Origin of the sequence: Thermotoga sp. (assembly GCF_021162145.1) — a bacterium.
In the GTDB taxonomy this organism is placed as follows: Bacteria; Thermotogota; Thermotogae; order Thermotogales; family Thermotogaceae; genus Thermotoga.
Map to the genome: position 1 here is coordinate 1 of NZ_JAGGZH010000070.1, position 5,415 is coordinate 5,415.

Genomic DNA, 5,415 nt, shown 5'->3' on the forward strand with positions numbered 1-5,415 from the left:
CCGCAAACCCCAGAAACGAATCGATCGTTCTGTCACTTGTTTGATGGGGTTCCAAAAAAGGAATGGCAACGCGCCAAGAGAGGTCGCCATTCCCGCTATAGAACTGTACAGGATTCCTTTCAAGATCATCTTTCCACCTCAAAGTTTTCTGACAACCTCGAATATGATCTGAGCGATCTTCTTTCCCGTTTTCTCTGCAACTTCAAGAACTTCTTCGGCGGTCAGAGGCTTGAGGTCTTCGGGAACCGCTCTGTCTGTGATAGCAGAGATCCCGAGTACTCTTATTTGTCCGTGCCTTGCCACGATGACTTCCGGTACGGTGGACATACCCACAGCGTCCGCTCCGAATCTTCTGAGCATCCTGAGTTCTGCTGGTGTTTCGAAACAGGGACCAGTCACCGCCACGTATACACCCTGGTAAACCGGTATTCCTAGCTCTTTTGCACTGTTGTAAGCAAGGTTTATGAGCTCCTTATCGTAGGGCTCAGACATGTCTGGAAACCTGGGACCCCATTCGTCCACGTTGGGACCTATCAGCGGATTGTCTCCCATAAAGTTTATATGATCGGTGATGATCATCGGCCTTCCCACTTCGAAATCAGGATTCAAACCACCGGCAGCGTTGGTGACTATCAGAACTTCCACTCCAAGAAGTTGCATCGCCCTGATAGGGAAGGTAACATCTTTCATCGAGTATCCCTCGTAGTAGTGGAATCTTCCGTTCATCAGCATGACGTTCTTTCCAAAGAGCTTCCCAAAGATCAGTTCTCCTTTGTGACCCGGTGCTGTGGAGATGGGAAAACCAGGTATTTCACTGTAGGGAATCTTCTTGGAAGTTCCTTCCTTCTCCACTTCGTCAGCTATCGTCGAAAGGCCGGATCCCAGTATGATGGCTATCTCCGGACTTTCTTCCACTTGACCTCTCAGGTACCTGACGGCTTTTTCTACCCTTTCCTTGTAGGATTTTATGTCCACGCTGAACACCTCCTCTTCGGCCTTCTTTCAAGAAGAATTCTATCACGAATGCACCACGTCAACTTCGTGGAACGTCACCGTTCTTGGATCAAAGATGAGTGTGATCGTTCCAACGGGCCCGTTTCTTTGCTTTCCTATGATGATCTCTGCTTCGTGAGGTTCATGGAGTTTGTTTTCTTTTTTGTCTTTTTTGCTCTTGTAGTACTCGTCTCTGTATATGAATATGACCGTGTCGGCATCTTGCTCGATCGCTCCGGACTCTCTTAAATCGCTGAGCCTTGGTCTTTTGTCTTCCCTTTGTTCCACCGCTCTGGAGAGCTGTGAAAGTGCGACCACGACGATGTCCAGTTCTCTTGCGAGGAGTTTCAGGGATCTGGAAATCTCTGATATCTCCTGCTGTCTGCTCTCCTTTCTACCCTTAAGGTGCATGAGTTGGAGGTAGTCGACGAAAATGGCTTTTATGTCGTATTCCTTCTTCATTCTTCTTGCTTTCGCTCTCAACGTTCTTGGATCCAGAAGAGTTTCATCGTCGACTATTATAGGAGCTTTGTAAAGCTTGGAAGCGGCTATGGTGAGTCTTTCCCATTTTTCCTGGTCGAGATGTCCCGTTCTTATACTGTACAGGTCCACACCGGATTCCATACTGAGAAGCCGCTGAGCCAGTTGTTCTTTGGACATTTCAAGACTGAATATGCCGACCGGTATTTCAAAGTTGACCGCCATGTTTTTGGCTATAGAAAGCGCGAGGGATGTTTTTCCCATGGATGGTCTTGCAGCGATAATCACCAGATCAGAATTGTGAAGTCCGGTGGTTTGTTTGTCTAGGCTCTTGAAACCCGTTGGAAGACCTGTCACAAGGACACCAGGTTCTATAACGTTTGCCTTCTCTCTGAAATTTTCCAGATTTTCGAAGACCTGGTGCATGATTCCCCTCAGATGATCGTACGATTTTGTCGCCTTCATCTCGGAGATCTCAAAGATCATCTTTTCAGCGTTGTCGAGAAGAATTTCCACGTCTTCCTCCATGTAGGCGCTCTCAGAGATCTTTCTGGATACTTCTATGAGCTGCCTCAAGATGGATTTTTCTTTAACAATCTCTGCGTAGTGAACAGCATGAGCAGAACTTGGGACAGCCTCGGCCAGTCGAGCGACTTCCTCGTCCCCTCCGATTTCCTCGAGTTTTCCCATGCTCTGGAGTTTGTCACATACGGATACAACATCCACTGGCTTTCCTTCATCGTAGAGTTCTTCCATCGCCTTGAATATGTACTGGTGTTTTTTGAGATAAAAGTCCTCATGACCGAGAATCTCGAGCACATCGTTTATGACGGATGGATCTATCAATATGCTTCCAAGAACGGCGATCTCCGCTTCCAGATTGTGTGGGGGTACTCGCATATTATCACCTCTCAAAAAACGTTCACGCCTAAACCTCCTTCCGAGTCAAATCCGATACCACTGTTTGGGAAATCCCTTATGTAGAAGAACACAGAAAAGCTTTCTAGGGAAAAGTTCTCTCCGAAAGAGGCGGACATTTTTGCACCAAGACAATGGAGCGACTTTTCGATGGAAAGAGAGAAAGATTTCGCGTTCCACTTTTCGAGCTCGAAAGAGATACTGAAGGTCGGGTCGCTGTTTTTCATCCTGTAAGAAAACTCCAGTGTATCTCCTGAGAACTCTGCTTTCACAGAATGCATGGATTTCCCTTTTTCGAAGCTCCCGCGTATCCAGAATCTTTCCAGTTTGATGGGGTTCACTTTTACCTTAGAGTACGCTGTTATTCTTGGGTTTTCCATGTAGAAGAATTTGCTCCCGTATATCCTCATTTGATCTTCCACGTATTGGATATGTGGTTCCTTGTAGTGATACGTAAAGTACAGCTTGTTCAGAAGTGCACCAACTCTTTGCTGGAATTCCCATTTGGTGTAACTTTCTGCTGAATTTTCCAGTGAAAGGCGTGTGGTCGTGTTCACCGTGTGAATCAATTTCCCCGTTTTTAACGAAAAGGAGGTCTTGAGGTACGGATCGGAGAATTCTTCTTCCAAAAAGTCGTAGGTTGTCTCAAGAGAAGATCTGAAACTTCCAAAGGAAAGGCTTATTTTAAGATCCAACTCGTTTTGGGCTTTATTCTGTGGGAATTTTCTTAGATTCTTTCCCTGAATCGTGTAGAGCTTGTAATAGCTTTCCAAGGAAAGAGGCCCAATTGGTATTTTCAGAGTGGTTGTGAAAAAGTTGCCGAGTCGATATCCATTCTCTGAGGATCTGTAGATGCCAGCGTATATTTTATCATCGAGTCTGAAGAAATTTCCAAGGGAGATGTTCTTGAAGTCCCATATAGAGTCAAGTTTCAGGAAGCTGGTGTTTCTGTTGAACTCTCCGCCTTCGAAGCGATATTTTCCGCTGAGGTCGAAACTCACGGATTGGAAGGAAAGAAACGGTTTGGAGCGAAATCGGGAGCTGAGCACTCCGGTGGTTTCTATGCTCTCTTCCATTCTAGTCTCATGATTGAAGCTGTACACGTGGAGGGTGCCCACATCGGTTTTGAATGAGAGTTTTCTGGCAGTGATCTTGGGGGCAATATATTCGTTTTCGCTCTCTGTGGATCGTTTCCTCAACAGCACGTCCACGCTTCCACCAAATATTTTTTCTTTGTGTTCGAACTGATAGATCTTCTCGGAACTTTCTTGAGAAAAGAAAAGTGTGTTCTTCTGGTCGAAGAGCCTGGCAGATATTTTTCTAGAACTATTTGACTCCTCGTAGTTAAAATCAACGGACCAATTTCCGATTTTGTGATTCCATTTGAAATCCTCCCATGTATCTTCTTTCATCGCCCTTTTTACGGAGAAGAGCACGTTTCCTTCTCTGTAAGAAATGCTGTAAGTGGTCTTCAGGAAGAAAGATGGGTTGAACCCCACTTCCACTGAAAACGGTTGAGGCTTGTCAGAAAGCGAAGAGAAAAAGATGGGCTGGTAGAACAGGGGAATTTCAAGGAGGTAAAACACCACATCTCTGGCCAGAAGGTATTCGTTCTCGACGATCTCTATGTAGAAAGCCTTGAGCTTGTAATGTGGTGGAATGGAAGAGCAGGTGGTGACATATCCCTTGTTCACGAGAGTTTTTGTCCCTTTGGTGGAAAGACTTTCACCGGAAAGATAGATCTGTTTTTTCTTTCCTTCTAACTCTATTTTTGTACTTCCTCGAACGTGAAACAAAACGTTTTGTTCGCTTTCAGTTCGAAAGATCAAGCGGGTGCTTTCTAGGAGGGTCTCTTTCCTTCTGTATAGAACATCACCGAGCGCTTCGATCTCTTTCGTCTTTCCTCCTTCTATGTAAACAATCGCTTGACTGGCTTCTATGGAGGCATCTTTATAGAGGATTTCTACATTTCCCTTGAAGATGATTCTGTCCGGGAATCTAACCATTTTGTCGGCCGTTATACTCACTTGAGATGAAAAAAGGGAGGTTGCCAGAAGCACCATTACTACAACGAAGAGCTTCGTGAGGAACTCTCTAATTCTGTAGGCAAGAGCGGTGTCTAGGAGAAAAAACAGAATGGAACCTACCGCGGAGAAGACGAGATTAGGAATCCAAGGTGCAAGGCCAGGATCCAGAAGATTTTCCTTTCCCATGGCACTGAGCCAAGCACCGCTTCCCTGGTACAGTACAACGAGAACGAAGGTGAAGATCACACCCCAGGACTTGCTTCTAAGTTGAAAGAGCAGGGAAAGGGGTACTCCAACGAGGACTATCACGATGGGGGTCAGGGAATTTGCGTATCTGCCCTGCAGCTCCACTATCCACGGAGAAGGCTTTATGCCGACCTTTTTGAAGAACTCTATCTTCTCCTTGAGCTCTTTCCCTGTCATTTCTTTCGGTGTCTTTCCTACACGAAGGAGATTCTCAATATCTTCAGTTATGTCGAGTTCCATCTCGGAGAAATGAACATCCAGTTTCAGAAATCCATCCTTGTCTATCGTGTAATATCTTCCATCGAAGAGATACCACCTGTTTTTCCTCTTCTGCACTTTCTTTGCCGTGACTATCTTCTCTTCGCTTCCATACTTGAAGATCACAACGTTCCAGAGGGTGTTTGTCTTCTCGTCGTACTTTTCAACGTAGAAGTACTGGTCTTCTCCAATCTTCGAGATCACATTTTCCACAACGAAGACCTCTGGTTTTCTGAGAACGTACCTCGACATGGCTTCCTCAGCCTTGGACTGGTATATGGGGACTACCTGGTCGTTGAGAAAAAAGACTCCTACCGATAAAAAGATGCTCAGTAGAAGAAAGGGAACGATCAGATTCTTTTGGGAAACACCATGGACTTGAATAGCCATGAGTTCCCTGTCTTCGGAAAGCTTTGAGAAAGTCCAAAAGATGGAAAGCAGCACACCCACAGGTACACCCATTGCGATGAAGTAGGGTAGGTAGTAATAGAGG

3 protein-coding genes are annotated in these 5,415 nt (G+C 45.6%); all 3 read right to left on the bottom strand.

Annotation, left to right across the window (positions count from 1 at the left end):
- Nucleotides 1-138: 138 nt before the first annotated feature.
- On the bottom strand, nucleotides 139-975 hold the full coding sequence (locus J7K79_RS04735) for a purine-nucleoside phosphorylase (protein ID WP_296905687.1): 837 nt from the start codon (nucleotides 973-975) through the stop codon (nucleotides 139-141).
- Nucleotides 976-1,017: 42 nt separating this feature from the next.
- The gene (dnaB, locus tag J7K79_RS04740) at nucleotides 1,018-2,373 is read right to left on the bottom strand and encodes a replicative DNA helicase (protein ID WP_296905689.1); all 1,356 of its coding nucleotides are present in this window, start codon (nucleotides 2,371-2,373) and stop codon (nucleotides 1,018-1,020) included.
- Between the two features lie 11 nt (nucleotides 2,374-2,384).
- Nucleotides 2,385-5,415: YjgP/YjgQ family permease (locus J7K79_RS04745; RefSeq protein WP_296905691.1), on the bottom strand; the 3,031-nt coding region annotated here is incomplete at its 5' end.

Coding starts and splice junctions, on each gene's coding strand:
- dnaB (WP_296905689.1), bottom strand. CDS start 2,373: ATGCGAGTACCCCCACACAATCTGGAAGCGGAGATCGCCGTTCTTGGA.